23 protein-coding genes are annotated in these 25,865 nt (G+C 71.4%); 10 read left to right on the forward strand and 13 right to left on the reverse strand.

The features are described from left to right. Nucleotides 1-5: 5 nt before the first annotated feature. Nucleotides 6-1,118 (reverse strand): DUF2778 domain-containing protein, encoded by a 1,113-nt coding sequence (locus E1J50_RS13250; RefSeq protein ID WP_207919206.1) that lies wholly within the window; start codon nt 1,116-1,118, stop codon nt 6-8. Nucleotides 1,119-1,338: 220 nt separating this feature from the next. On the opposite strand from E1J50_RS13250, the gene E1J50_RS13255 reads away from it, so the two are divergent. Then, nucleotides 1,339-2,361, forward strand: coding sequence for a substrate-binding domain-containing protein (locus E1J50_RS13255; protein WP_132254313.1), 1,023 nt, complete (start codon nt 1,339-1,341; stop codon nt 2,359-2,361). A gap of 73 nt (nt 2,362-2,434) precedes the next feature. Here E1J50_RS13255 and E1J50_RS13260 read toward each other — a convergent pair whose 3' ends face one another. The 3 genes from E1J50_RS13260 to E1J50_RS13270 all read right to left on the reverse strand — a co-directional run bounded on the left by E1J50_RS13260 (nt 2,435) and on the right by E1J50_RS13270 (nt 3,357). Then, nucleotides 2,435-2,704: a hypothetical protein gene (locus E1J50_RS13260; protein WP_132254314.1), complete on the reverse strand. Its 270-nt coding sequence runs from the start codon at nt 2,702-2,704 to the stop codon at nt 2,435-2,437. 78 nt (nt 2,705-2,782) lie between these two features. Further along, nucleotides 2,783-2,980, reverse strand: a complete 198-nt coding sequence (locus E1J50_RS13265) for a hypothetical protein (protein WP_132254315.1) — start codon at nt 2,978-2,980, stop codon at nt 2,783-2,785. A 92-nt stretch (nt 2,981-3,072) separates the two neighbouring features. Beyond that, nucleotides 3,073-3,357 carry a hypothetical protein gene (locus E1J50_RS13270; protein ID WP_132254316.1) on the reverse strand — a complete coding sequence of 95 codons (285 nt, stop codon included), beginning with the start codon at nt 3,355-3,357 and terminating at the stop codon, nt 3,073-3,075. Nucleotides 3,358-3,657: 300 nt separating this feature from the next. Between E1J50_RS13270 and E1J50_RS13275 the strand changes: the two genes are divergently transcribed. Together E1J50_RS13275 and E1J50_RS13280 are read left to right on the forward strand one after the other, a co-directional pair. Next, nucleotides 3,658-3,930 carry a hypothetical protein gene (locus E1J50_RS13275; RefSeq protein ID WP_132254317.1) on the forward strand — a complete coding sequence of 91 codons (273 nt, stop codon included), beginning with the start codon at nt 3,658-3,660 and terminating at the stop codon, nt 3,928-3,930. A gap of 328 nt (nt 3,931-4,258) precedes the next feature. Then, a complete protein-coding gene (locus E1J50_RS13280) occupies nt 4,259-4,531 on the forward strand; it encodes a hypothetical protein (RefSeq protein ID WP_132254318.1) in 273 nt (90 codons plus the stop codon). Nucleotides 4,532-4,557: 26 nt separating this feature from the next. Here E1J50_RS13280 and E1J50_RS13285 read toward each other — a convergent pair whose 3' ends face one another. The 5 genes from E1J50_RS13285 to E1J50_RS13305 form a co-directional block, all read right to left on the reverse strand. Then, nucleotides 4,558-8,436: an autotransporter outer membrane beta-barrel domain-containing protein gene (locus E1J50_RS13285; protein WP_132254319.1), complete on the reverse strand. Its 3,879-nt coding sequence runs from the start codon at nt 8,434-8,436 to the stop codon at nt 4,558-4,560. Between the two features lie 397 nt (nt 8,437-8,833). Next, nucleotides 8,834-12,883, reverse strand: a complete 4,050-nt coding sequence (locus E1J50_RS13290; RefSeq protein ID WP_132254320.1) for a glycosyltransferase — start codon at nt 12,881-12,883, stop codon at nt 8,834-8,836. Beyond that, entirely contained in the window at nt 12,880-13,539 is a 660-nt protein-coding gene (locus tag E1J50_RS13295) for an LbetaH domain-containing protein (RefSeq protein ID WP_132254321.1), read from the reverse strand. The genes E1J50_RS13290 and E1J50_RS13295 overlap by 4 nt, the downstream gene beginning before the upstream one ends. Next, complete coding sequence (locus E1J50_RS13300) at nt 13,536-14,627, reverse strand: DegT/DnrJ/EryC1/StrS family aminotransferase (protein WP_132254322.1); 1,092 nt, start codon at nt 14,625-14,627, stop codon at nt 13,536-13,538. The genes E1J50_RS13295 and E1J50_RS13300 overlap by 4 nt, the downstream gene beginning before the upstream one ends. Further along, the gene (locus tag E1J50_RS13305) at nt 14,624-15,037 is read right to left on the reverse strand and encodes a sugar 3,4-ketoisomerase (protein WP_165937855.1); all 414 of its coding nucleotides are present in this window, start codon (nt 15,035-15,037) and stop codon (nt 14,624-14,626) included. Before E1J50_RS13305 ends, E1J50_RS13300 begins: the two co-directional genes overlap by 4 nt. 291 nt (nt 15,038-15,328) lie before the next feature. Between E1J50_RS13305 and E1J50_RS13310 the strand changes: the two genes are divergently transcribed. Continuing rightward, entirely contained in the window at nt 15,329-15,538 is a 210-nt protein-coding gene (locus E1J50_RS13310) for a hypothetical protein (protein WP_132254324.1), read from the forward strand. A gap of 253 nt (nt 15,539-15,791) precedes the next feature. Further along, nucleotides 15,792-16,058, forward strand: a complete 267-nt coding sequence (locus E1J50_RS13315; protein ID WP_132254325.1) for a hypothetical protein — start codon at nt 15,792-15,794, stop codon at nt 16,056-16,058. A 64-nt stretch (nt 16,059-16,122) separates the two neighbouring features. On the opposite strand, the gene E1J50_RS13320 is transcribed toward E1J50_RS13315, so the two are convergent. The 3 genes from E1J50_RS13320 to E1J50_RS13330 form a co-directional block, all read right to left on the reverse strand. Beyond that, nucleotides 16,123-16,569, reverse strand: coding sequence for an MEKHLA domain-containing protein (locus tag E1J50_RS13320; protein ID WP_132254326.1), 447 nt, complete (start codon nt 16,567-16,569; stop codon nt 16,123-16,125). Further along, on the reverse strand, nt 16,566-17,543 hold the full coding sequence (locus E1J50_RS13325; RefSeq protein WP_132254327.1) for a phosphoribosylaminoimidazolesuccinocarboxamide synthase: 978 nt from the start codon (nt 17,541-17,543) through the stop codon (nt 16,566-16,568). The genes E1J50_RS13320 and E1J50_RS13325 overlap by 4 nt, the downstream gene beginning before the upstream one ends. A gap of 65 nt (nt 17,544-17,608) precedes the next feature. Continuing rightward, nucleotides 17,609-18,403, reverse strand: coding sequence for a DUF2189 domain-containing protein (locus E1J50_RS13330; protein WP_132254328.1), 795 nt, complete (start codon nt 18,401-18,403; stop codon nt 17,609-17,611). Between the two features lie 309 nt (nt 18,404-18,712). On the opposite strand from E1J50_RS13330, the gene E1J50_RS13335 reads away from it, so the two are divergent. After that, nucleotides 18,713-19,033 carry a GYD domain-containing protein gene (locus tag E1J50_RS13335; protein ID WP_132254329.1) on the forward strand — a complete coding sequence of 107 codons (321 nt, stop codon included), beginning with the start codon at nt 18,713-18,715 and terminating at the stop codon, nt 19,031-19,033. Nucleotides 19,034-19,057: 24 nt separating this feature from the next. Here E1J50_RS13335 and E1J50_RS13340 read toward each other — a convergent pair whose 3' ends face one another. After that, the gene (locus E1J50_RS13340) at nt 19,058-19,771 is read right to left on the reverse strand and encodes a hypothetical protein (protein ID WP_132254330.1); all 714 of its coding nucleotides are present in this window, start codon (nt 19,769-19,771) and stop codon (nt 19,058-19,060) included. Nucleotides 19,772-20,284: 513 nt separating this feature from the next. Between E1J50_RS13340 and mprF the strand changes: the two genes are divergently transcribed. The 4 genes from mprF (at nt 20,285) to E1J50_RS13360 (ending at nt 25,737) form a co-directional block, all read left to right on the forward strand. Continuing rightward, nucleotides 20,285-22,930 carry a bifunctional lysylphosphatidylglycerol flippase/synthetase MprF gene (gene mprF, locus E1J50_RS13345; RefSeq protein ID WP_132254331.1) on the forward strand — a complete coding sequence of 882 codons (2,646 nt, stop codon included), beginning with the start codon at nt 20,285-20,287 and terminating at the stop codon, nt 22,928-22,930. Continuing rightward, nucleotides 22,927-24,306, forward strand: coding sequence for an AcvB/VirJ family lysyl-phosphatidylglycerol hydrolase (locus tag E1J50_RS13350; RefSeq protein WP_132254332.1), 1,380 nt, complete (start codon nt 22,927-22,929; stop codon nt 24,304-24,306). The genes mprF and E1J50_RS13350 overlap by 4 nt, the downstream gene beginning before the upstream one ends. A gap of 174 nt (nt 24,307-24,480) precedes the next feature. After that, a complete protein-coding gene (locus tag E1J50_RS13355) occupies nt 24,481-24,981 on the forward strand; it encodes a Ros/MucR family transcriptional regulator (protein ID WP_132254333.1) in 501 nt (166 codons plus the stop codon). Nucleotides 24,982-25,233: 252 nt separating this feature from the next. Beyond that, nucleotides 25,234-25,737 carry a Ros/MucR family transcriptional regulator gene (locus tag E1J50_RS13360; RefSeq protein ID WP_132254334.1) on the forward strand — a complete coding sequence of 168 codons (504 nt, stop codon included), beginning with the start codon at nt 25,234-25,236 and terminating at the stop codon, nt 25,735-25,737. The last annotated feature ends 128 nt before the right edge of the window (nt 25,738-25,865 follow it).

A 25,865-nucleotide genomic window follows, 5' to 3' on the forward strand; every position in this document is an offset into this window, starting at 1 on the left:
GGCCCTCAGCCGCCCGCCCGGCCCGTCAGGCGGTCCCACAGGCCGATGCGGCTCGCGCCGCCCGGACCGGGGCCATCCTGGCGCGATCCCGCCACGACGACGAGGCGCCGGACCTCGCCGCGCAGGTAGGCCTGCAGGAAGCGGTCGTACTGTCGGAAGACGACGCAGCCGTTCGAAGCGCCGCTCGGGCCCAGCATGTAGGTGTGGGCGAGGAGGCCGTCCCGCCCATGGATCGCGGTGCTGCCGCCGACGGGGTTGAGACGGATCGCCCGTACCCCGTGGAACAGCCGCTCGCGCTCGGTCAGGTCGTAGGTGCCCGGCGGCGTCGAGCCGCGCATGCGCAGGTGGACGTGGCGCGGATTGTCGAGGCTCGGGCCGAGCCCGGAATGCGCCTCCAGCACCTCGCCGCTCGGCAGCGTGACCCGGGCCGCGCTGATGTCGTAGATCGCCGTGCCCGCACCCGCCGGGGCGGGGATCGGCGTGAGCCGGGACCGGGGCGAATCGTCGATCGCATCGCTCTGCGGAGCGGCGTAGGCGAGGGCCGGGCCCGCCGGCTCGTCGCCCTTGCCGAGGAAGCGCTCGAAGAAGGGACGCTCGGCCGCCGTCGCGGCGCTGAAGACGCTGCGCGTCGTGGGCTGCGGCGGTCGCGCGGCGACGCGCGCCGGGACCGCGACGGGGGAACGGAATTCGGGAGGGCGCGGTACCGGCAGCGGCACGGCCTGGGCGAGGCGCTGCGGCTCTGCCATCGGCAGGACGTCGGGCGCGGATGCGGGAACGGGCGTCTCGAGCGGACGCGGCGCGGCGCTCTCGGCCCGGGCGAGGATGAACCCCGCCGCGCGTCCCGGCAGGGGCGTCGGATCGAGCATCCAGGCGGTCTCGGCAGCGGTCGCGGCGACCGCGGAACGGGCGAGGGGCGCCGGTGAGGCGGGTGCGCCGGCATCGGGGGCGGGCGATGGGGCGGGCATCGGGCCGGCCAGCCGCGCCGCCGGAGGCAGGACGCCGCCGATCGCCGCCGCGACGCCCGCGCCGCCGAGGGCGAGGCCGAGAAATCGGCGGAGGCGACGGCGCCGGTGAACGCGCTCGGCGAGGCAACGGGGCGGGTACGCAACCTGGACCATGCGGGCTCGACTCGGATACGCGTTGCCCTCGGGCCGCACGCGCCCCGGCCCTCAGCGCGCTGCGCGAAGAGGGTTCGGGCCGTTCACCGATGCGGGGCACGTTCGACCTGAAGTGTCCCGATTGAGCACCGGTTTGGTTAATATTGGCTCAATCGGGTCGCAGAACTGCGATGTGCTATGCCGCGTCGGCCGCGGCAGGCGAGGAGGGGCGGATCGCGACATGACGGAACCGGCCCGCACCGAGGTCGCGGTCGAACTCGGGCTCGGCGGCGTGCTGCGCTTCGGGACGCGCCGGGTCGCCGTCGCCGACGCGCTCGCGCTCCTGAGCGCCATCGAGAGCAGCGGCTCCGTACAGGGCGTCGCGACGGCCCTCGACCTCTCCTACCGCGCCGCCTGGGATCGCCTGCGCAGCCTGGAGACGGCGCTCGGGCAGCAGCTGGTGCGCAAGACCCGCGGGCACGGCACCACCCTGACCCCCGTCGGCCAAGCCCTGGCGCAGGCCCTCTCCGACGCGGCGGCGGGCCTCGCCGCGCCCCTTGCGCGGGAGGCCCGGGCGATCGAGGCGCGGCTCGCGAGCCTGGTCGGCGGGGCACCCCGTCCGCTCGCCATCGCGGCGAGCCACGATCTCGTCCTGATGGACACGCTCGCCGCGCTCGACGATTGCGACGTCGCTGTCGTGGGCAGCCGCGAGGCGGTGCAGCGCCTCCTCGACGGGCAGGCGGACGTGGCGGGGTTCCACTGCGGCTCGCACGGGCTCACGGAGGCGGGCGCCCCCTTCACCGACCTCGTCGACAATCCGGGTCTGCGGGTGCAGGCGCTGTTCGCGCGCGAGCAGGGCTTGCTGCTCGCGCGCGGAAACCCCCTTGGCATCCGCGGCCTCGACGACCTCGCGACGGGGCGGGTCCGCTACGTCAACAGGCAGCGAGGGTCCGGCACGCGGGCGTGGTTCGACCGGATGCTGGCGGAGGCGGGGCTCGCGCCGTCCGCGATCACCGGATACGGCGTCGAGGAATTCACCCACCAAGCGGTCGCCGCCGTGATCGCCACGGGCACGGCCGATGCGGGGCTCGGCGCCCGCTCGGCGGCCGAGCGGTTCGGCCTCGACTTCCTCAGCATCGGCTGGGAGACCTACCATCTCGCGGCGAGCGCCGTGCTGCCCGAGGAGCGCCTCGACGGGCTCATCGCGGCGGTCGCGGCGCGGGCGGGGCGCGCGGCCGGCTACAGGCTTCCGGAGCCCGCCTGATATCGCCTCCGGCCCGAGGGGAGCCGTTCGGCGGAGCGGTGCGGGCGCAGCCCCGCGACGGCTCTCGCGATCCTCAGTAGGGATAGCCGTAATACGGCCCCGGAACGGGCTCGCGGCGGTACCGGGCCGGGCGGTCGTAGCGGCCCCCGTAGGCTCGGATGTAGGGATCGAGGCGGGGGTTGCGGTAATTGCCGTTGTTCACGCCCGCCGAGCGGTCGTTGCCGGATTCCGCCGCGAAAGGCGAGAGACCGCTCCCCGAGCTTCCGCCCCCGCGCGCGGAGGCGGCACCGGTGAGGGCGATGAGGAGGGCGGCCGCCAGGGCGGCGCGGGTCGTCGTACCCATGGTGATCTCCGAGATCGCTTTCCGGGCCAACGGGGCGGCGGAGGTCGCAGTTCCCCCGCGCGCCGCACGGGCGACGCGTCAGAAATCCGTCCGCCGCTTGACGTCGGCTCCGTTCGCGGCCTCGTCCTCGGCCTCGGTGCCCGGTCGCTCGAGGGGACCGTCCTGCGATTGCACGCGGCCGGTCGCCGTGTCCTGAGGGGCGTTCGCCAGCCCCTCGCTCGCGGGCTTGCCGTGCGGCATCCGCTCGGCCTGCGTGTCGGTGCCGTCCTTCGTCATCGGACCCTTCCCTGCGGTGCGTCGGTCCATGCGCCAACGCCGCAGGAGGGCCGCGGTGCCCGAGGCCCGGGATCGGGCCTCGCGCGGAGGGTTCAGGCCGCGAGCCGGGCGGAGCCGAGGAACCGCACCCAGAGTTCGGCGCCGTTCCCGCCCTGCTTCCGGCAGGTCACGCGCGCGAGGCGCTCGTCCCCGGTCCCGACCGCGAGGACGAAATGCTCGGGAATGCCGGCCGCGCTGCTCAGTTCCAGGCGGCCTTCCTGCGCGCCGTCCTCATGCAGGCGGCAGCCGATGATCTCGTTTCCGAGCAGGATCTTGGCGGTCTTGGGGGCTCCGTCGAAAGGAGGGGTGGCGCGCAAGTCGGCGTGGGATTTCTGCAAGGGCAGGCTCCTGTCCGGTCCGTGTTGGCGGGCCCCCTCCTTGAGGACGAAGCGTGACGAAAGCTTGACCGTTCGTGCCCTCTCCCCGCTCGGTACGCTCGCGTTCCGTGATGGACAGGGGAACGAGAACCTCGGCGAGGCCGCGCGACGCCGATCATGCCCGTGGACCCCGAAGGAGGACGGCCGCGCGTCTTCGTGTACGGCGCGCGCGGAACGGAGTTCGGCCTGCGGATTTTCAGGACGGGTCCTTCGACCGGCAGAGCGGCCCCGGTCGGGCACGGTCTGGAGAGGGTTGAGAGCATGTCCGATCTGGATGGGAAACGGGCCGAGATCACCGCCCGCATCGCGAAGGAATTCGGCCTCGGTGATCCCGCCTCGCTCCCGGGCGAGGACTTGGCCCGGATCGAGGCCGCGACCGAGGCGGTTCTCGAAGCCGACGCGGTCCCGCCCGCGAGCCCGGACCTGCGAAGGCTGATCGCGGAATACCGCGCACTCCAGGAATTGCGGGCCGACGAGGACAATGCCCGCCTTGCCGAGAAGGGCGAGGTGTTCGCACCCGAGAACGACGCCTGACCCGGGCCGAGGCCGCAGCCGCGCCCACGAAGCGTGCGCACGCGCCCATCCACGCGCCTCTGGCATACCAGCCCAGCGTGCATCGGAATTGTCACGGTTGCGACAGGGCTTAAGTTGGACCCATCGCTGTTCCGACGGCGTTCCTCCCAAGGCTTCGCCCGCCCGGTCTCGCGACCGTGGCGGGCTTTTTCTCGGCGGCTCCCTCGCTCCGGCCCCGCCGCTTGCAGCGAACCGCGGACGCCTTAGCTCTCAGCCAGCGGAGATCTTTTTTTCTCCGCCACCGGCGCGGCGCAGGGCGCCGCGGATGCCACAGACCGTGAGAACTTCGATGACGCGCACGATCCTCGTCGGCCTCGTCCTCGTGACGGCGGGCCCGGCCCTGGCCCAGATCCTTCCGGGTCCGGTGCCCCACGGCCGGCCCGGCGTCGTGATCCAGAACCAGCCGAACACGACCGGCAACAGCCGGGACGTCGTGATCGCCCCGGGCGCCACGGGCGCCGAGACGATCACCACGAACTCGGCCGCGGGCGGAAACGCGAGCTTCCCCGAACGGGCGGTTCCGAACGGGAGCGCCAACGGTGGGGGCGGCGGGAGCCGCTGAACGCGGCCCCCGTCCCCGTCTCCGCATCAGAAGTTGTAGCGGAGCCCGCCCCTCACGGCCTGGATCGAGTCGGTCGAGGCGACCTCCGCGTCGTAGTTGACGAAGCCCGTCAGCCCGGGCGCGAGCAGCGTGCCGATACCGAGACCGATGAGGGCCCGGTCCCGGTCGAGGCGGCGTCCGGCCACCGCGAACGGCACGGCTGGCGCGAGCGCGAAGGCGGAGCTGATCGTACGGCTCACGTCGGCGAAGTCGTGCACGTAGGCCGCCTTGAACGCCAGGGTGACGACGCGGCCGCCGATCGTGGCGGAGGATTCGAAGCGCCCACCGACCAGGGTGCGGGCGGAGAGGAAGTCCCGCGCCGCCACGTTCAGGTTGAACAACCCGCCGCCGGCCTCGCGCACGCGGTCCTGATCGAAGGTCGAGACCTGGAAGCCGACGAAGGGCGTGAGGACCTGTCCCGGCGCGTAGGTGAAGCGGTAGCCCGCCTCGCCCGCCGACAGGAACTGGTTGCCGCTGATCGTGCCCCGTGCCCCATTGCCCTGCAGGGCCGCGAAGACGGGCGCACGATCGAGGCGGCCTTCCGCGCGGGCGTAGCCGAGCGCGGCGTTCGCGTAGAGCGCGCCGTTCGTGATGCCGCCATAGACGCCGACCTGGCCGTTATCCGTGTGGGCCCGCTCGCCGGTGCGGCCGAGGCTGACATCGACCGAGCCGTAGCCCGCCGAAACGCCGAGCACCGTGCCGACCTGCGGGTGGATGTCGATGCCGCCCGCGAATCCCGCGATGGTCTCGTTGCGCCCCGCGGCGTTGAGCGTGTTCTCCACCCGCCCGAACTGGCCGTAGCCGTTCGCCCAGACGCCGTAGCCGCGACTCGTCTCGATGATCTTCGGCTCGGGAACGGGCCCGCGCTTCGGCAGGTCGGCGGCGTAAACCGCCGGCGGCAGGGTGAACTGGGTCGGGCCGGGCTCGAACGTCGCGACGTAGGCGCGCGAGACGAGCTGGTCGGTGAAGGCGCGACCGGCCCGCAGCTGCGGGTCGGCCATCGAGGCGTAGCCCTGCCCCGCGGCGCGGTCGAGGACGCCGGCCAGGGCCGCGTTGCTCTGGCTGTCGAGAGCGAGCAAAGCCGCCGGGTTGCTGGCGAGCGCCGCGTCGAGGCCGCGGGCGGCCGAGGCCTGGTTCGGTGTCTGCGCCACCAGTGCGAAGCTCTGCTGGGTCAGCGTGACGTAGGCGTTGTTGGCGTCGTGCGAGGCGAGGGGCCGGATCAGGAAGGGCAGAGTCCCGTCGTCGGCCGCCGCGGCGAAGGCGCCGCGCACACCGCCCTGCGCCGTCAGCACCGTGTAGCGCGTACCCGGCAGGTAGCTGCCGGCAATCGGCTTGACCTGGACGGTGCCGTCGAGGGTTGCGGCCCCCGTCACGGCGAGTCGCGCGGCCTGACCCTCGGGCGCGATCGTGCTCTGCAGCGTGCCGCCGGCCCCCTGGACGTAGGCGCCCGCGACATTGAGCGTGCCGGTCGGCGCGGCGGCGTTGCCCGGCGCGACGGTGCCCGCGTTCGTCAGGCTGCCGCCGATCGTGCCGGTGCCGCTGAGGGTGCCGGCGCCGCCGACGCGCGTGGCGGCGTTGAGCGTCGAGTTCACGGTCAGCGTGCCGCCGGTGACGGAGGCGCCGCCCGAGAAGCCTTGCGTCGTGCCGGCCGCGAGCGTGTAGGCGCCGCTTGCCTGCGACAGGGAGGTGAAGCCGACGACGTCGCTGGCGAGCGTGCCGGTGCCCGACAGGTTGAGGCTGTTCGTCCCGCGCCCCTGCGCGGTGATCGTGCCGCCGATCACCGAGCCCGTGCCGAGATTGACGGTGTTCACGCTGGCGGCGACGTCGTTGAAGGTGATGGCGCCGGTGATCGTGCCGGTGTTGGTCAGCGTGTGGCTGCCCGCGCCGTAGACGACGTTGCCCGCGACGCGGCCGGCATTGACCGTGGTGCTGTTGCGGCGGTTGTTGGTGGGGTTGGCCGAGTCGGCATCGACGAGGCGGACGTCGCCCGTGATCGTGCCCGAGGCCGCGTTGGTGAGGGTGGCGTTGCCCGCGCCGAAGATCACGATCGCCTGCCCCCCCGCGGGTCCGGTGATCGTGCCCTCGTTGACGAGGGTGTAGTTGCGCGCCCGGCCCTGAACGGCGCGCACGCCCGTGCCGGTGCCGGTGATCTGGCCGCCGGCCCGGTTGTTCACGGTGAGCGCGGCGACGTCGTCGTCGGAATCGATCGCGGCGACAGCCGCGGTCCCGGTGCTGGTGGCCGCCCGGGTCGCCGAGATGCGGCCGGTGTTGGTCACGGTCATCGAGGCGATGTCCTCGCCCGCGTAGACGCCCCGCGAGATGCCGATCCCGTTCTCGGTCACGCTGATCGTGCCGGTGTTGACGACCGTCAGGTTCGAGATGTCCCCCGCATTGGAGTTGGCGAGCACGCCGTAGACGCGGGTGGCGGCCGTGTTGGGCCGGCCCGCGGCGCCGGTGCCGGTCAGGGTGCCGTTGTTCACCACCGTGGTGTTCGAGCCCGACATCAGCACGGTCTTGTTGGTGATCGTGTTGTTGACGGTGAGCTGCGCGCCCGAGCCGGTCACCTGGATCTGGCCGCCGACGTTCTGCGTCGAGCCGGCAGCGAGGGTCAGGTTTCCGCCCGCCACCGTGAGGTTGCCGGACAGGTTCTGGACCGAGCCGCTGCCGAGGGTCCAGGCCCCGGCATTCTGGGTCAGGCTGGTGAAGCCCGACACGGTGCCGGTGAGGGTGTCCGTGCCCGAGAGGTTCAGCGCGTTGGTGCCGAGGCCCTGGGCCGTGATGTTCCCGCCGATGCTCGAGCCGGTGCCGAGATTGACCGTGTTCACCGTCCCCGCCACGTCGAGGAAGGTGATGTTGCCGCCGATGCGGCCCGTGTTGTTGACCGTCTGGTTGCCGCCGCCGAAGCTGACGTTGCCGGTGATCAGGCCGGCATTGTTGAGGGTGCCGGTGCGGCGGATGTTCACCACCGTCGCCGCCGTCTGCAGGTCCTGATCGGTGTTGCGCACGTCGCCGTTGATCACGCCCGTCGCGGTGTTGGTGATCACCGTGTTGTAGGCGCGCGCGGTGGTGGCGCCCGCATTGCCGGCGTTCAGGGCGTAGGTGGCGATCGCCGCCTCGCCCGCCGTCGTGTTGCCGATCGTGCCGCGGTTGTTGATCTCGTACTCGGCCGCCCGCCCGTTGAGCGCGCGGGTGTTCGTGCCGGTGGCGAGGATGCGCCCGCTCGCCGCGTTGTTGACGACGAGCTTGTCCGTATCGTCGTCGGCATCGACGCCCGCGACCGCCGCCGTCGTCGCGGTCGCCGTGGTGCCGCGCGTGGCCTGGATCAGACCGGTATTGTTCAGCGTGAAGACCTCGATGTCCTCGCCCGAATAGACGCCGCGGGCGACGCCGTTCCCGTTCTGCGTCACGCTGATCGTGCCGCTGTTCGTCACGGTGATGGCATCGTACTCCGCCCCTGTCGGCGCGCTCGAATAGGCGCCGTAGACGCGCGTGGTGGCATTGCCGGCCGGTGCCGTCAGGGTGATCGTGCCCGTGTTGTTCAGGGTCGAGAGGTCGCCCGCGAGGTTGACGCCGAAATTGTCGCGGTTGAGCGGCGCCGCGTTGCTGATCGTGCCGGCATTGTTGACGGTGCTGGACCCGTTGACGCGCACGTTCGCGAAGCTCGGGTTGTTGCCCGCGCTGGTCTGCTGGAAGCCGATGGTGGCGCCCGACTGGATGTTCACGGTGAGGCCCGTGGCGCCCGCGGGAGCGATGAAGCCAGTGGGCTGGTTGCCCGTGCAGGTCACGGTCTGATTGCTGGCAGGCGTCGCCGGCTGGCAATCGGCGCGGCCGTCCGCAACCAGAACTGCCCAGACCGGAACGCTCATCAGTAGAGACCGGCGCAGAGACGATGCGACCGTCGACATGATTTCCCCCAAAACTTACGGTTGTCTTCTTCAAGACCCTGCCGCGCGATCGGCGACCAACTCGGCCATGAGTGCGAGACAGCTCGGGAGAGTCAATTCTAATCCATTTCACAAAATGTACGGTCGTAGCCTTTCGATAGATTGATGCAAATTTGGCACTCCGAACTGATCGGTTTGCGCAATAGACAAGGGTACTTATTATATATTGGCAACGAGTTCCGGATCATTCGGCATAGACACCCGGGATGAAGTGGCAAATGCCGAGAGGCACGCCCCGCGTGCCGCCGAACGCAGGTGAGTGTCCCGTGGCGGGGCGGGCCGCTTCGGCGAAGGGAATGCGACGACGATCCGGCCAGCCTCAGGGGCGGGACGGGCGCAGATCGCGCCACAGCCGCTTCGTGCGCTCGACGGGCGCACGGAGGTAGCGCGGAAGCCGCATCGCGCGTGCCGGCGCGGGATCGGCCACGGTCCCGGCGTTCGGGTCCGGTCGGGCCTCGCCGTCCATCGCCGCGCGATTGTGCTCGGCCAGCGCCGCGAGCGGGCGTGTCGCGAGGCTGGGCTGGCCCCCGTCTATCAGGAGGTTGGGGCTCTGATAGCCGAGTTCCGCGAGGTGATGCATCCGGTTCGCGCGCGCCTGCTCGGCCTCCCGCGCGAACCGCCGGGCGTCCTGGGGCGAGGCGTCGACCGGACGCGTCGCGCCCTCGTGGTGATGCAGCTCGGCATGCGGCGTCCACAGGACCCTCAGGCCCGCCTCGCGGGCACGCAGGCAGAAATCGACATCGTTCCACGTCACCCGAAGGGTCTCGTCGAAGCCGCCGAGGGCGTCGAAGACCTCGCGCCGGAACGCCATGCAGGCGCCTGTCACGGCCGAGACGTTGCGGACGATCCGCAATTGATCGCTGTAGCCCGCCGCGGTGCGGGGGGCGTGACGCCAGACATGGCGCGCCTCCCCGTCCGCGCCGATCTCGATCCCGGCATGCTGGACGCGGTCGTCCGGATAGGAGAGCTTCGCGCCCACCACGCCGATTTCGGGCCGCAGCGCCAGGGCCACCAGTTCCTCGAGCCAGCCGGCCTCGAGCACGACGGTGTCGTTGTTGAGGAGGACGAGGATCGCGCCGTCCGAGCGCGCGACGCCGAGATTGTTGAGCCGTGCCCAGTTGAAGATGCCGCCGCAGGGCAGGACGCGAAAGCGCGGGTCGGCAGCCCGGTCGGCGAGGTAGGCCAGGGTCTCTCGACAGGAGCTCCCGTTGTCGATGACGAGGATCTCGAAACGCGGGTAGCGCGTGCCGGACAGGACGCTCTCGACACAGGCGCCGAGCAGGTCGAGCCGGTCCCGCGTCGGAACGACGATCGTGACCTTGGGCGGGTCTGGGCAGACATAGCGCGGGCGCAGGATTCCCGCCCCGCGCTCGACCGTGGCCGGCCGGCGGTCGCCCTCAGTGAGGAAGCGCTCCAAGACCTCCGCCATCGCCGCCGTATCCGGTACGGCAGGGTCCTCCTCGCGGCGATGCACGAGGATGCGGTGGGCAGGGCGGATCCGTTCAGGTGCGAGGTGCCGGCCTGCGCGCAGCAGCAATCCCCACTGGATCAGCAATGGATCGGCCGTTCCGGCGCCCGCCGCCGCCCAGCCACCGAACGGCGCGACGAGCTCGGAGCGGAACAGGACGAGGCTCGAGGGCGGGCGCGCGAGGCAGGCATCCGGATCCCAGCGCCCGTTGAAGGCGGGGTCGCTGCGCCGGCCGCCGGGCGAGCGCACATCCTCGTCGGCGAGGAGCACGTCGGCCCCGTCGAGCAGGGGCAGGAGGCCGGGGATCGCCGCGACGGCGATCCCGTCGCCCGGTCGGACGAGCCCGGTGAAGAGGCCGCGGCAGAGGCCCTGCGCCCGGTGAAGGGCGTCGGCCGCATCCTCGCCCGCCGGCCCGCAGGCGATCCGGGCCTGCCCGCTGCAGATCGCGCGGCCGGCGGCGGCGCAATCCGCACCGACCGGCGCGAGGACGATCTCCGCGGCGGCATCCAACGCCCCGGCCATCCGGCGCAGGAACGCCGCCGATGCCGCATCGGGCACATGGTCGATCAGGACGACGATGGACAGGGCGGGACCGGCGCGTTCGGCAACGCCCTCCGGCGGCAGGGCGTCCCGGAGCCGCTCGGCTTCCTCGGCCCACCACGCGTAGAGATGGGGAACGTCCGGCGGAAGCCCGTCCGGATAGAGGATGGGCAGCACCGCGTGGCGGGCCCGGACTTCAGGCGAGCGCAGCAGCGCCAGGGCGAGGTCGGCCGGCGCAAGGGTACGCTCCGCCGCCTCCGGCGCACGCCCGGCCGCCTGGCGGCAGAGTACGGCCGCCGGGTCGCTCGACGCGCACAGCCCCCCGAACTCCGCCGAACCGACGAAGTCCCGCACGACCGACGACAGGGCGCCGCCCGCCCGCAGGAAATCGAGGTGGTGCCGCAAACCGCCGTCGTCGGGGTCGCGGCCGAGGGCGAGCCGGTAGAGCAGGACGAGGTCGCTGAGGCGGGCGCATTCCGCCGCATCGTGCGGGTAGGCGAAGCCGAAGCCCGGCTGCCGGCTGAGGTCGGCGATGATCCGGTCGCGGGCGGTCACCGCCTGAAGGCCGAAGGCGTCGATCGTGCCGGCCTCGGTACGGAGCCGGTGGAAATCCTCGGTCCGCTCGGCTGCCTCGTAGAAGATCTCCAGCGCGAAGTGGTTGTACTCGACACGGGGAATGCGCCGCGCGAGCTCGGCGACGCAGAGCGCGACCGGCCTGTCGTGCGGAAAGTCCTCGCCCCAGCCGTCCTCGCCCGGGCCGAACACCTCCTCGAAGGTCGCGCGGTCGAGAGTCGCGAAGTGGCGCAGGAGCTTCGTCTTCTCGAAGGCCGAGCGCAGCTGCGTGTCGGCGCGCGGCGCGCTCAGGTTGGCATCCCCGGCCCGGATGCGGAACGCCGTCAACTCCTCGTCGAGCACGTGGATTGTCTGACCGGACACCAGCATCCGGATCCACATGTCGAGATCCTGGTAGTTGGTGAGCCGCGGGTCGTAGCGGCCCGCCGCCGTGTAGGCCTCGCGCCGGATCATCGCGGTCGGCGCGCACAGGCAATTGCCGTGGAAGAAGAACTGCCGGAGCCACGAGCGGCGCGAGAAGTCGGGCAGCCGCAGCGGCGCGCGGAAATCGTTGAAGGGCACGGTCGGCGTGCCACCCTCGTCGACCGCGCGCGGCATCCCGAACACGGCTGAGACGTCCGGGTTCGCGTCGAGGAAGGCGGCCTGCCGCGCGAGCCGGCCGGGGAGGGCCCAATCGTCCGAGTTCAGGATCGCGAGGTAGCGGCCACGGGCGCGGGCGATGGTCGCGTTCATCGCGCCCGAGATGCCGCGGTTCTCCGGGCTGACCTCGAGGCGGATGCGCGGATCGTCGAAGCCGCGCACGATCGCGGCCGTGGCGTCGGTGGAGGCATCGTCCGTGACGACGATCTCGAAATCCTGGAAGGATTGGTCGAGGAGGCTCCGGATGGTCTGCGCCACGTAGGGCGCGTGGTTGTAGCTCTTGACGAGGACCGACACGGCGGGCGCCGGCTCCGCGCCGATGCGGATCGGGTCGGCCCGCGGCAGCCCTTGCGTCTCCCACCAGAGCGGCCGGATCGCGGCCGCTTCCGGGTCGAATCCCTCTGCGGAGAGGTCGCGCGCCTCGCGCTCCATCTCGTCCCAGAAGGCGCGCAGCCTCGCCTCGCCCCAGAGATAGTGCTGGCCGTAGCCTTGCGCGCGATCGACCCTGCCGAGGCGCTCGGCCTGCGCCGCCTCGCGGGCGGCGTTCCGCGCGAAGCCGAGATGCTTGTAGTGCCAGAGCATCAGGGCATCGCGGGTGGGCAGGCGCAGGTCGCCGACGGGCTCGGCTGCGTGGCGGCCGGCGGTGAACCCGCTCTCGCGGACGGCGTCCGGCCGGAACACGCTGAGCTTGTTGAAGGCGATCCGCGGGCGGCCGCGCGTCACGCGCTCGACGAGGAGGCCGGAATCGTCGGGCATCTCCTTGTGGTTCATGTCGAAGCCGAGCGCCGGGATCAGCGTCACGCCGTGATCGGCCTGCTCGGCGAGGTATTCCGCCATCGGGCGCCCGGGGACGTGCAGATGCTCGTCGATCGCCGTGACGATCACCCAATCCGCCCGGCCGCGGCTCTCCTTCCAGGCTTCGTCCTGCATGGCCTTGTGGGAGAGGACGAAGGACTCCGCCGCGACGCGGGCGAAGTCCCGAAGCTCGACCCGCGGGTGGGCGCGCAGGATCTCGCGGGACCCGTCCGTCGAGCCGTCGTCGTAGACGACGTAGCGGTCGACGAAAGCGTCGTAGTGGCGGAAGAAGAAGCCGAGCATGTCGGCCTCGTCCCAGCACACCGTGTAGAGCTCGACGACCGGCTTTCTCATGTGACGGGAAGCCCGTGGTAACCGCCGATGTCGCGCCGCACGATCCGGGCGGGGTTGCCGAGGACGAGGCAGCCCTCCGGCACGTCCCGCGTCACCACGGCGCCGGCGCCGACGACCGCGTTCGCGCCGACGCTGCGCTCGGGCAGGATGGTGGCGCCCGCGCCCACGACGCTGCCGCGGCCCAGGGCGACGTGGCCCGCCAGGACCACGCCCGGCCCGAGCGAGACGAAATCGGAGAGCTGCGCGTGGTGACCCACGCTCGCCCCGCGATTGACGAAGACGTGGGCGCCGAAGCGGCTCGCGGCGCCGAGGCTGCAGCCCGCATTCACGTAGCAGCCCGGCCCGAGGTCGAGCCGCCGGGGCGCCGCGACGCTCGGGTCGATCAGGCTGAAGGGGCGGAGGAACCCGGCCTCGGCCGCCTCGCGCGCGGCCCGCTGGCGGTGCGCCGGCGTGAAGAGCGGGATGAGATGGGGCAGAGCGACGAGATCGGCCCCGACCCCTTCGGGCTCCAGGATGATCGCCTCATCCGACAGGTGGCTCTCGACGGGGCGGTTGCGGATGCCGGCGGCGAGGACGAGCCCCGCCCGGTGCAGGCTCTCCTCCACGTCGGCCGCCACGGGTGAGCCGATGCCGTACAGGACCACGCGCGTCGTCATGGGCGGAAGTCCCGCAGCGCCTCCGCCACCCGCATCGGCGCCTCGGCCGCGACCTCGGGCTGAATCGGCAGGCTGAGGAGGGTGGCAGCGAGGGTGTCGGTGACCGGCAGCGGGAAGGCAGCGGCTTCCCGGAAGGCGGGATGCCGGTGCAGGCCGGGGGTGTAATGCACCGCGGTGCCGATGCCGGCCTCGGCGAGGCGGCGCATCAGCCGGTCGCGCTCGGGATGGGTCACGGCGAACTGGTGGTAGACGCTGCCCGGCGTGTCGGGCGGCAGGGCGAGGCCTGTTCGGCTCAGGCACTCGCGGTAGCGCGCGGCGATGGCGCGGCGCTCGGCGTTGCCAGCCCCGAGATGCGGCAGGAGCGCGAGGAGGATCGCCGCCTGGATCTCGTCGAGGCGCGAGTTGAAGCCGGGTCCGGCGCTCACGCGCTCGGAGCCCGAGAAGCCGTAATGGCGCAGGGCGCGCAGCCGGTCGGCGAGGGCGGCATCGCGGGTCAGGATCGCGCCTCCGTCGCCGATGCAGCCGAGATTCTTCGTCGGGTAGAAGGAATAGGCGGCAGCCTGCCCGAAGCTGCCGAGCGGCCGCCCATCGAGGTGGGCGCCGTGGCTCTGCGCGCAATCCTCGATCACGGCGAGCCCGTGGCGCTCGGCGATGTCCATCAGCGCCGGCATGTCGGCCGGGTGGCCGAACAGGTGCACGGGCAGGATCGCGGCGGTGCGCGGACCGACCGCTTCGGCGACGCGGGCGGGATCGATGCAGCGGGTCACCGGGTCGACGTCGACGAGCCGGGCCTGCGCGCCGGACTGAAGGATCGCCTGCGCGGTCCCCGCGAAGGTGAGGGCGGGCGCGATCACCTCGTCGCCGGGGCCGATCCCGAGGGCGCGGAGCGCGAGCGCCAGCGCATCGGTGCCGGAGGCGACGCCGACACCGTGGTCGAGGCCGGCACCGGCCGCGAAGGCCGCCTCGAATGCGGCCACCGCCTGTCCCAGGATGTAGCTGTCGCCGCCGAGGACGGACGCGATCGCGCGGTCGATGTCCGCGCGGAACCGGGCGACGCGCAGCGGCGGGGCCGCCTGCGGGATCGTCATGCGTGGCAATCCGCCCGGAACAGGTCCGGCCGCGCCCGATCGTAGTGGCGCGTGTCCTCGTAGAGTTCGGAGGCGCAGACGAGGAGGATGGTCCCGGCCTCGAACTCGCGCAGGTGGATGAGGATGCCCGCCCGGATCCACAGACCCCGGTCGTATCCCTCGAGGCGGATGCCGGCCCGTTCCCCGCCGTTATCGACCTCGACGAGCACCGAGCCCTTCAGGACGACGATGAATTCGTCGCAGGAATTGGCATGCCCGCCGCGGACGGTCCCGGGCCGGTCGACCGACATGAAGAAGACGCGCCGGGGCGGGAAGGGCAGATTCTCGTGCTGATCCAGCGCGACGAGTTCGCCTCGCGCGTCGGAATGCACGACTTGGTTGATAATCTCGACCCCCCTCACAACTTGCACGATTGATAAATCCATCTCTCGCGGAATGAACCCATAGTACAGTTCTGAGCGATGGACGACAAATGCGAGAATAGCCCCTTCTAGATCAGGACATTTCGGCAATCTGGATTGCCTGATTGGCCGACGTGGCACCGCAGCGAGCCAGAGGCAGAGTGCGCCGGAGGGCCGGCTCCTCAGGGCACGCGGCGGCATCCAAAAAGGACGGATTTTCGAAATAAGACTTGACCGTTGCGAAAACGCATCATGCAATAGGCTAGCGATTCGCTGGGAACGCGATATCGGGAGGCAAGCATGACGCTCGCTGAGATCGCCCGGATCATCGAAGCCAACGGCGCCGAGTTTGCGGATCGGGTCTTCGCCTCGCTCGGCAAGGCCCACCCCGCGGAACTGTTCGAGGCGAGCCCGGCCGCCCAGGACGCCCTGGAGATGCTGCGCCGCCGCCGGGACCTGATGATCGCCCTCGACATGTGGCCGAACCCGTCGTCCAGCGTACGTCACTGAGCCGGACAGCGCGGGAAAGGACGGACCGTCACCCTGTTCCCGGCAGACCGGGCCGAGACGGGCCGGCCGTGGTCGGCCGCATCAGGCGGCGTGCGCGACCGCGGAACGCCTCGGCACCGAAGGGGCTCGTCCCTCAGGAACGAACGCTCGCCCTCGGCCACTTCGCGTGAACCGGCTCTCCGCACGACGGGCCCAGAATCGATAGCCGTGCCCATTGCCATCAAGGGTCTCGGCACGACATGAATCCGCGAGGATGTCCGGCCGTTTCCCAGCCTCCATGCGCCAGAGCGAATTCGACCCCTACGGAGAGCCGATCGCGCAGGATCTGCGCGAAGGCCGCCCGACCGCACGCCCTGGATCCCTCTCGCGCGGTATCCTGCGCGTCGGCGTCGGCCTGTTCTGGATCCTGGTGATCGGGATCGTGGCCGCGCGGGTGGCGTTCTTCGATCCGGACGTCGCGGCGAAGTTCGGCTCCCTCAGCGCCATCACGACCTTCGTCCAATCCCTCGTCGGCGCCTGAACGGCGGCTGCGCGGCGCTACGGAGGGGGCGGGACTCCCTCCGCACCCGGAGCGTTGCGGGGTCTCAGGCGTCATGCCAGCGGGCGAACCACGCGGCCTGCCCCCGCACGGTGCCGTCCACATCGATCAATTGCCACACCGTGCCGTCCTCGATCCAGAACCGGCGTCCCGAGGCGGCGACGCGCAGGCCCCGATAGCCCGTCGCGAATCCCTCGCGCGCGACGCGCTCCAGAAGCGCTCGGCGCGAGGCGCGGTGGGGCGCCTCCGCGGAGAGACGAGAGGGAAGGGCGGTGAAGGCGGCCCAGCCGTAGCCGAAGCAGGATTGGGCGGTCCGGTTCGCGTACACGAAGCGCGGATCCGCCGATCCGTCGTGGGCGAGGACGGCGAAGGGTGCCTCCTCGTAGAGCCAGACCGCATCGCGCCCCTCCGGCACGAGCGGCCGCCCCAGGAGCCGGGCGTGACTGCCGGAGAGGAGCGCGAAGAAGCCGGGATCGCGTGCGAGGCCGTTCACGCCGCGAGATAGGCCGCGAGATTCCGCCGGATGCGATCGAGCGGCGCCTCGTCCCCGTCGGGCAGGGGGAAGGATTGCCCGGTGATCGTCTCGAAGGCGCGGATGTAGACGGCAGCCGTCTCCACGACGACCTCCTGCGGGATCTCGGGGATGTCGTCCCGGTAGGGGTCGCAGCGGGCGGCCACCCAGTTGCGCACGAAATCCTTGTCGAAGCTCTCAGGGGACGCACCCGCGGCGAAGCGCTCGGCGTAGCTTCCGGCAAACCAGTAGCGGCTGCTGTCCGGCGTATGCACCTCGTCGGCGAGGACGATCCGGCCCTCGGCGTCGGTACCGAACTCGTACTTGGTGTCGGCGAGGATGAGGCCGCGCGCGGCCGCCATCTCCTGCCCGCGGGCGAAGAGGGCGAGCGCCGCCTCCGACACCGTTCGCCACTGCTCGGGCGCCAGCAGGCCCTTCGAGAGGATCTCCGCCTCGGTCAGCGGCTCGTCGTGCCCGCCGGCATCGGCCTTCGTGGTGGGCGTGATGATGGGATGGGGCAGGCGCTCGTTCGGGCGCATCCCGTCCGGGAGCCGGTGGCCGTAGAGGGTGCGGGCACCGGCCTTGTACTGCGTCAGGATCGAGGTCGCCGTGGTGCCGGCGAGATAGCCGCGCACCACGATCTCGACGGGCAGGATGCTGAGGCGGCGCCCCACCACGACGTTCGGGTCCGGATAGGCGAGGACGTGGTTCGGGCAGATGTCGGCGGTCGCCTCGAACCAGTAGCGGGCCGTCTGGGTCAGCACCTGCCCCTTGAAGGGAATCGCGGTGAGGATCCGGTCGAACGCGCTCAGCCGGTCGCTGCTGATCAGGATGCGGCGGCCGTCGGGCAGATCGTAATTGTCGCGCACCTTGCCGCGGTAGTGGTTCGGCAGGTCGGGCAGGCTCGCCTCGCGCAGCACCCGATGGGCATAGGGAACCAGATCAGCCGCCGTCATCGCGCCGCCTTCCATGACCGAGAGCGGTGGCTTATGCGCGATCACGCCGCGGAGCGCGAGCCCTCTCAGGGCGGCGTCACCGCGCGGCGATAGAGATGCCAGGTCGCGTGGCCGAGCACCGGCAGAACCACGGCCAATCCGATGAAGAGCGGCAGCATCCCGAGAACGAGCAACCCCGCGACGATGAAGCCCCAGGCCAGCATCGGCCCCGGATTCTCCCGGACCACCGTCATCGAGGTCTCGATCGCCGCGAGCGCGTCCACGTCGCGGTCGACGAGAAGCGGGATCGAGATGACGCTCACCGCGAGAGCGACGAGGGAGAACGCGAAGCCGACGAGGTTGCCGAGCATGATGAGGATCCAACCCCGGCCGGTCGTCACCACCTCCTCCGCGAAGGCGAGGACGGAGGCGTGGCTCGTGCCGTCGTAGAGCGCCCAGTACAGGCCCATGGCGGAGACGAGCCAGGCGAGGAAGATCGTCATCAGGAGGAAGCCGACCGCGAAGATCGAGCCGGCCGAGCGCGCCCGGAGGGGCTCGTAGGCGCTCGACCACGTCGCCTCGAGGCCCTGCTCCCGCCGTCGGCTCATCTCGTAGAGGCCGATCGCCGCGAAGGGGCCGACCAGCGCGAAGCCCGAGGCGAGGGGGAAGAGCAGGGGGATGAGGCTCTCCTCGAAGGTCAGGGTCGCGATCACGATGCCGGCGATCGGGTAGATGGCGATCGCGAACAGGACGTGGGTGGGCATGGCGAGGAAGTCCTCGACGCCCTTGGACAGCGCGATCCGGAGATCGCCGAGGCCGAGGGCGCGCACCCGCGGGTGCGCCGCCGACGTGTGCTGGAAGACGGCGTGAAGCGTCGTCATGGCAGGACCCTCCGCGGGACGGCATGCACATGGCAGATGCCCGGTCGGCACCTGCCGCTGACGGTCTGGGGCACGAACGGGTCATGTTATATCCGATCGTTGAAGATCCGTCTCAGGTCAAAGCGAAGCAACCGCACCGACAAAGCCAGCAAACACACCGACAACACGGCACATTTTCGTACGAACATGCAGCTGTCGTCTTGCTGCGAGACGGGCCATACCCGCAGGGCATGGATCGGCGGCCTGTGCGTCGGCCTCCCGGCGTGAGAGAATCGGGCTTGGCGCGTCTCTCACCGACGGAGGCTTGTCGTGACCACCTACATCATGCTCGGACGCTGGACGGATCAGGGCGCGCGCTCGGCCGTCGATGCGCCGCGCCGCCTCGACGCGGCCAAGGCGCTTCTCGCCGGGATGGGCGGCGAGTTCCGGCACTTCTTCCTGACCATGGGCGCCTACGACGTGGTCGGGATCTACGAGGCGCCGGACGATGCGGTCGCGGCCCGGTTCAGCCTTCAGCTCGGGATGCTCGGAAATGTCCGCGCCGAGACCATGAAGGCATTCCCGGAAGCCGCCTTCCGTGCGATCGTCGGCTCCCTCAGCTACGAGGAGCCGCCGCGCTGGCGGACCTGACGCGCGGCCCTCGGGTCCGCTTGGTCAGGCCGCGCGCTGGGGCTTGCGCAGCGGCTCGAACACGATTGCGTAGTGCTGCGGGCACCAGCGCTTGCCGGTGACGACGCGGCAGCCGCAGACGCGCTTCGTCTCGATGGAGCCGCCCTCGTGGTCCGACCACAGGGGGAAGACGCAATCGAGGAGGCCGGCCTTCATGAAGGGCACGCCCTCGCCCCCGTCGGCCGCCACGAGGGGCCGCCGGGCTCCCGTCGTGGGCAGGGCAGGGCCTCCCGTCGGGGATTCGGGCGCCGTGCCCGGCACGGCCAGAGCCGTCGGCGCCGGCACGGACAGGGCTACAGGGGCTCTCGGGACAGGGTTCGACGGCGCGGCGGGTACCGCCCGTGCCGCGGCGGTCGTGGGAGCCGGCGCGGAAGCGGCCCTGCGGATCACCTCGCTCCGCGCCGCCTTCGGGGCCGGCGGCTCGGTACGCGGCAGGATCCGAGGCGTCGGGGCGGCGGCCTCGGCCGTCCGCGGGTTCGGGTTCGTCCGCGCCGGGGCGGGTGCCGCCGGGCGGGGCGCGGCGGCTGAGGCCGGCTTCTTCGGCTTCGCTCCGAGGGTCTGCGCGGCCTGCGCGACACGGCGAACCACATCCTCGGGTGTGGTGCCGAACTCGGCCGCGATCTCCGACGCGTCGCGGCCCTCGATCCACTGAACGACCGCCTTCCGGGTCGCCTCTTCCGTCCACAGCGCGTCGTTCATCCGGTCGGGAGCCTTGTGCCTCGGTGATTCGGGACGGGCCGTATAGGCGAAACCGCGGGGCGAAGTCTCGCTCGATCGGCCTCGCGGCCATGCATTCCGCTCAAGCCGGCCGTGAGCCGCCGCCGCCCCGGTTTCGCCGCGAAGGCCGGGGCGATTCGCCCTTATCTCCCGCGGCACGTGTGAGCCCGCGCGCCGACCCGGCAGGGCGGCACCCGCAGCGAGAAGATATCGATCGACCACTCCGGCCGTGCGCCCGATTTTCGCCAAACGAGGATCGGACATGCCAAGGCCGATTTTGCTCGCATCACAGACACGCCGTGGGTTTTATTCAGGCAGCGTTGAGCTTTCCTGTTTAAACAGTACGCAGATGTCCGACCTGACGGAACGAACCGGAATCCGCATCTGAGCGACCTTCACGCCACCCCCGGGCCAGCTTCGGCGGCGGGAGCGAGCAGGCGCCCGAACAGACCTCCGACGCCCCGGACCCTCACCGCATCGAGCCCGACGCCGCCCATGCCGACGAGTCCCGAGACCCTGCCCCTACGAGAGGACATCGCCGCCGAGGCGGGTTCGGGCTCGCAGCTTCGCCGGCTGCTGCCCTCGCTCGCTGGGCTCTGCATCGCGGCGATCGCGCTCGCGATGCTCCACCGCACGCTCGGCAGCGTCACGTTGACCTCCGTCTCCGACGCGTTCGGCCAGATCCCGGCGCTCGCCCTCGCCCTCGCCTGCCTCTTCACGGGGATCAGCTTCGCGGCGATCGGCGTGTACGATCTCGTCGCGGTGGAAACGGTGGCGCCCGGCCGCATTCCACGCTCCCGCGCCGCCGCAACGGGGGCGGGAGGATACGCGGTCTCGAACGCCCTCGGCTTCCCGCTCCTGACGCAGGGCGCCTTTCGCTACCGGGCCTACGGACCGCACGCGGTGCCGCTCTCCGACGTCGGGCGCATCCTCGGCGCCTCGTGGTTCGCCCTTCTCGTCTCGCTGGTGACCATGGCCGCGGTGGCCCTGGTGCTCGGCCCGGCGAACCTGCCCGGCCTGCAGGGTGCCACGGTGCCCTCCGGGCTGCCGCGCGCGGAGGCGAGCGTGGGCGTCGCGATCCTCTGCCTCGTGGCCGGGCTCGTGCTCTGGCTCGGGCGGAGCGAGCGCGTCCTGCGCGTGGGCGGATTCGGCCGCGGCGGGTTCTCGATGCGCCTGCCCACCACCCGGGCCGCCCTCGTGCAGATCGGGGCCGGAATCGTCGACCTCACGGCCGCGGCCGCCACCCTGTACGTGCTCCTGCCCGCCGATGCCGTCGGCAGCTTCCCGGCCTTCGCCCTGATCTACGTCGCCGCCACCGTCGTCGGCATCGCCAGCCACGCGCCGGGGGGCCTCGGCGCCTTCGAGGCGACGCTGATCGCGAGCCTCGGCGCCGGCGGTCGCGCGGACATGCTCGGCGGCCTCCTCGCCTACCGGATCATCTACACGCTCCTGCCCTTCGCGGCCGCGATCCTCGGCCTCTCATCCGCCGAACTGGTGCGCCGCCGCGCCGCCTTCGCCGGACCGGCCCGGGCGGCCGGCCGCTTCCTGGAGCCGATGGTGCCGCGCGCCGCTGCCGGCATCGCGCTCGTCGGCGGCGTGATGCTGCTGGCCTCCGGCGCGACGCGGGATCTCGCCGCCCGTATCGAGATCCTGTCGCAGGTCGTGCCGCTGCCCTTCGTCGAGGCCTCGCACTTCGCGGCCTCCCTCGTCGGCCTCGCCCTTCTCGTGCTGGCGCGGGGCCTCAACCGCCGCCTCGCCCGGGCTTGGCGCTTCGCGCTGATGCTTCTCGTCCTCGGCGCCGCCTTCTCCCTCGGCAAGGGTCTCGACTGGGAGGAGGCGACCCTCCTCGGCACCTTGGCCGCGCTTCTCGCCGCCTTCCGATCCTCGTTCTACCGCTGCCCGCGCGCCGCACCGGCGAGCCTCTTCGCCCTGAGCCGCCCGGCGCTCGCGGGCGTCGCGGCCCTCCTCACAGGGGCGATCGGCCTCGGCTTCATCGCGTGGCGCCACTGCGCGGATGCCGACGCTCTCTGGTGGCAGGTCGCCTGGGACGGGGACGCACCGAGCCTGATCCGCGCGTCCTTCGCCCTGATGGCCGGCATGGCGGCGATCGGCTTCGACAGCGCGGTCAACCGCCGTGGTGCGCACGGGGCCGAGCCCGAGATTCCGCAGGCCGTGGCCGAGGCCGTCGCCCGCGCGCCCGGCGCCGCCGCGGCGCTGGCACTCCTCGGCGACAAGGAGTTCCTCACCTCCGCCGATGGGCAAGGCTTCGTGATGTACGCCCGTGCCGGCCGCAGCCTCGTGGCCCTCGGCGAGCCCGTGGCGCCGGAAGGCACCGCGCCCGACCTCGCCTGGGCCTTCCGCGAGCTCGCCGACCGCGCGGCGGCGCGCCCCGTCTTCTATGGGGTCGGCCCCGAGAACCTGCCGCTCTTCCTCGACATGGGACTCGCCGCCCTCAAGCTCGGCGAGGTCGCCCGCGTACCGCTTGTCGACTTCACCCTGAAGGGCCCGGCCCGCCACGATCTGCGCTACGGCGCCCGCCGGGCGGAGAAGGAGGGGCTGAGCTTCGCGATCCTGCCCCGCGCCGAAGTCCCGGCCGCGATGGAGGACCTCGCCGCCGTCTCCGACGCGTGGCTCCTCATGAAGTCCGGCAGCGAGAAGCGCTTCTCCCTCGGCTACTTCGACCCCGCCTACCTCGCCCGGTTCGACATCGCGGTGATGCGCAAGGAGGGCCGCATCGTCGCCTTCGCCAATCTCTGGCGGGGAGCCGACCGGAACGAGATGGCGATCGACCTGATCCGCTACACGCCCGACGCCTCGCGGGTGATCATGGACGCGCTGTTCGCCAACCTCCTGCTCGCCGCGAAGGACGAGGGCTATCGCTGGTTCAACCTCGGCGCGGCGCCCCTCTCGGGCCTCGTCGACCGGCGCCTCGCCTCCCGCTGGAACCGGTTCGGCGCCTTCCTCTACCGGCGCGGGGCGGATCTCTACAGCTTCGACGGCCTGCGGGCGTTCAAGCAGAAGTTCGATCCGGTCTGGACGCCCTACTACCTCATCTGCCCCGGCGGCCTCGGCACCCCGCGCGCCCTCCTCGACGTGGCGACCCTCGTCAACGGCTCGCCCTTCGGGCTGATCCGGCGATGAGGCGGCGGAGCGGGGCACGCCTCGCCCTCGGGATCGGGGCGGCCCTGCTCCTCGCCGCCGCGGGCGCGGGCCTCCTCCTCGCCTGGCGCCCGCCCGCGCCGGCCTTGATCGCCTCGGCGACGCCGGTGCGGGTCTCCTCCGCGCATTTCACGGACGTGCCCGTCGCGATGCCGGGCGGGAGCCCGGTCGGCCTCGCCCTGCTCGTCTCCGGCAGCGGGGGTCCGGGAGCGGCGGACGCAGCCCTGTCCGAAGGCCTGCGCCGCCGCGGGCTGATGGTCCTGAGCCTCGACCTCGAGACATGGCGCGCCGGTCTGGAGCGCGACGCAGGGCCCTGCCTTCGCCCGATGTCCGACGTTGAGGATCTCTCGAAGAACCTCCAGCGGGCGCTCAAGGCCAAGCGCTATTTCCACCCCGTCCTCCTCGGGGTCGGGGAGGGCGGTGCGCTCGTCCACGCCATCCTCGGCCAAGCGCTCTCGGCGACGGTCGCGGGGGGCGTCGCCCTCGAGCCGGCCGAGACGCTCGCCCTCCGGCGCCCGCTCTGCGACGGCCTGCCCGCCGAGCCCGCGCCCGACGGCTTCCGCTATCCCAGGCAGACCTCGCTGCAGGAGCCCTTCATCGTGGTGCAGGGGGCGGCTCCGCCGCATTCGGAGCCGGGCGCCGCGCGCGGACCACACCGGCCCGAGACACGCCTGCGCCCGGAGCCCGAGGCCCGCATCGCGGAGGCGGCCGAGGCCGCGGTCACCCTCGCCGCGCGGGATGCCGGCACCGGCCAGCTCCCCATCGTGGAGCATCCCGCCGTCGGGCCGGCGAGGGCGCTCGCCATCTTCTATTCCGGCGACGGAGGCTGGCGCGACATCGACAAGACGATCGGTGACCGGTTGGCACGCGAGGGCGTGCACGTCATCGGCGTCGACGCCCTGCGCTATTTCTGGTCGGAGAAGGCCCCGCAGACGGTGGCGGCCGACACCGTATCGGCGCTCAAGGCCGCCGATCCCGACGGGCGGTTGCCCATCCTCGTCCTCGGCTACTCCTTCGGCGCCGACGTCTTTCCCTTCGCCTGGCCGTACCTGCCCGCGAGCCTCACGGATCGGATCGGCCTCGTCGCCCTCCTGGGTCCGGGCCGCAGCACCGGCTTCAGCGTGTCCGTGAAGGGCTTCCTCGGTCTCGGGGGCGCCCACGCGGTGGTGCCGCAGATCGCGGCGCTGCCCGCGGCCAGGGTGCTCTGCATCTACGGCTCGGCCGAGAAGGAGCCTGCCTGCACCGACCCGAGCCTCGCCGGCATCCGCACGATCCGCCTGGAGGGCGGCCACCATTTCGACGGCGACTATCCCGGCATCGCCCGCCGGATCCTCGAGGCCCTGCGGCCGGCGGGCTGAATCCGCGGCGGAGTTGATGATCCGGTCCAGCGGAACTGTTCCTGCCCTGAAGGCTCGATTGAAAAAATCCGCCTCACATTGACCGTGAGCTGTGAACAGCGCGGCAATACCGATTGCTTTTTCGCGGCCGATATCGACTTGAGCAGTCCGTTACCGCGAACAAGGACCGGACTCATGGCGGATAGTACCGAGGCTCTTCGGAAAGATTACACGGAACTGGCGGCCGACATCGTGGCGGCCTACGTATCCAGCAATTCGCTTCCCCTCACGGATCTGCCCGCGCTGATTTCGAGCGTCCACGCGGCGCTGAGCGGGCTGACAGCCGCGAGCGCCGAAGCCGAGGCGGAATCCGCGTCGCGGCCGACGCCGGCGCAGGTCCGCAAGTCGATCACGCCGGACGCGCTGATCTCGTTCATCGACGGCAAGCCCTACAAGACGCTCAAGCGCCATCTCTCGACCCACGGGCTGGACATCCACGCCTATCGCCAGCGCTACGGCCTGCCCAACGATTACCCGTCGACAGCGGCCAATTACTCGGCCCAGCGCTCGCAACTCGCCAAGAGTCTCGGTCTCGGCCAGCAGCGCCGTCCCGCCGCCGAGGTCCAGCAGCCGGAGGCCCCGGCCGAGATGCCGGCCCCGAGGGCGCGGGGCCGACGCAAGGCCGCGGCCGCCTGAGCGCGGACGCCGCGTGACGAGCGCCGGGGCGGGCCGAGGCCCCGGCGCAGCTGAAGCCGCCATCCTGCGCGAGGATCCGAGGTCGTCATTTGATAGGTTTGCGAAACGCAAATCGAACGATTCAACGTACAGCTGGTTACCCCTAAGGCTTTTCTCACCGCACAAGCAGAAATGCCTGTGCATCGACCAGCGACTTACGCTTGCATTCCGTTGTGTTTGCGGCGAAGTACGTAGGCGATTAAGGAGATGCCGATGGAACCAGAAGAAACGTCTTCGCGTGCGCACGACCAGTTTATCGAACTGTCTGCTCAAGTCGTTTCGGCATACGTCGCGCGCAATCATGTGGCCGCCACTGACATCCCGGCGCTGATCCACGCGGTTCACGCCTCCCTCTCCGGCTTGGCCCAGCCGGAAGCTCCGCCAGCGGAGACGGTCGAGAAGCCGACGCCGGCTCAGGTCCGCAAGTCGATCACGCCGGACGCGCTGATCTCGTTCATCGACGGCAAGCCCTACAAGACGCTCAAGCGCCATCTCTCGACCCACGGGCTGGACATCCACGCCTATCGCCAGCGCTACGGCCTGCCCAACGATTACCCGTCGACAGCGGCCAATTACTCGGCCCAGCGCTCGCAACTCGCCAAGAGTCTCGGTCTCGGCCAGCAGCGCCGTCCCGCCGCCGAGGTCCAGCAGCCGGAGGCCCCGGCCGAGATGCCGGCCCCGAGGGCGCGGGGCCGACGCAAGGCCGCGGCCGCCTGAGCGCGGACGCCGCGTGACGAGCGCCGGGGCGGGCCGAGGCCCCGGCGCAGCTGAAGCCGCCATCCTGCGCGAGGATCCGAGGTCGTCATTTGATAGGTTTGCGAAACGCAAATCGAACGATTCAACGT

This window comes from Methylobacterium segetis (assembly GCF_004348265.1).
GTDB lineage: Bacteria > Pseudomonadota > Alphaproteobacteria > Rhizobiales > Beijerinckiaceae > Methylobacterium > Methylobacterium segetis.